The sequence below is a fragment of the Acinetobacter sp. 809848 genome (genome assembly GCF_000581275.1).
GTDB lineage: Bacteria > Pseudomonadota > Gammaproteobacteria > Pseudomonadales > Moraxellaceae > Acinetobacter > Acinetobacter pittii.
In genome coordinates this window covers 1-718 of sequence record NZ_JEXG01000173.1, presented here as the reverse complement: position 1 = coordinate 718, position 718 = coordinate 1, and the positions used below count along the sequence as shown (strand labels likewise).

2 protein-coding genes are annotated in these 718 nt (G+C 36.1%); both read right to left on the bottom strand.

Annotated elements, in window-relative coordinates:
• Positions 1-57 precede the first annotated feature (57 nt).
• Positions 58-486 (bottom strand): hypothetical protein, encoded by a 429-nt coding sequence (locus tag J536_RS24625; RefSeq protein WP_032064331.1) that lies wholly within the window; start codon positions 484-486, stop codon positions 58-60.
• A complete protein-coding gene (locus tag J536_RS26410) occupies positions 440-622 on the bottom strand; it encodes a hypothetical protein (RefSeq protein WP_228130721.1) in 183 nt (60 codons plus the stop codon). Before J536_RS26410 ends, J536_RS24625 begins: the two co-directional genes overlap by 47 nt.
• Positions 623-718: the final 96 nt, after the last annotated feature.

Genomic DNA, 718 nt, shown 5'->3' with positions numbered 1-718 from the left:
AAATCTGGTGCTGGAGTTATACGAATTGCTTCCTCTTCTTCAGCTTGGTCAATAAAATCAGTTGGTGGGAATGGTCTGATCTGATCCATCTTCAATTCTCGCTAATTCGCTTTTTATCCAGTTGATTGCATAACTTGATTCAATTTGATGAGGTTCAAGACGCTCAAATTTAAAGCCTTTGTCTAAAGCAAGATCATATTTGCTTAGTGAATTTGCTATCTTTGTGCCACCGCGACCAACGGCCCAAGGACTGCCAGCAATTTCAATAAGTAGATTCAACTTCACAATATAAAAATCAAACCGCCAATTCTTAGTTGATTCAAATTGAAATTTTCTTCGGTATCCAATTCGATGTTCTTCTAATTCTTGGAATAAAGTTTCTTCAGCTTCTAAATATTTTTGTGTTGCCTTGGGTAAAGGCTTTGTTCTTGGTTTTCTTTTAATTTCTGATTTTTTGGTGAGGCTGGTGTATTGGCTGAGTTCCATTCAATGCCACCCTTAAATTTTTAATTTGCTCTTTCAGCCGAATCATTACATTGTCTAATGCGATTAATTCACTGTGTCTTAGACCTGATCGACTCAGGTTTTGATACTTAGACAACTCATTACAACAGCGTTCCAAGTCTTTTCTAGCCTATATTGTGTCTGTCATAACTTCCCTCTAGGCATTAAAAAAACCGCATTAAGCGAGTCGTAATTAAAAAATTAATATCTACAT

Excerpts from the sequence above, each read along its gene's own strand:
- J536_RS24625 (WP_032064331.1), bottom strand. The coding sequence starts at position 486 with ATGGAACTCAGCCAATACACCAGCCTCACCAAAAAATCAGAAATTAAA.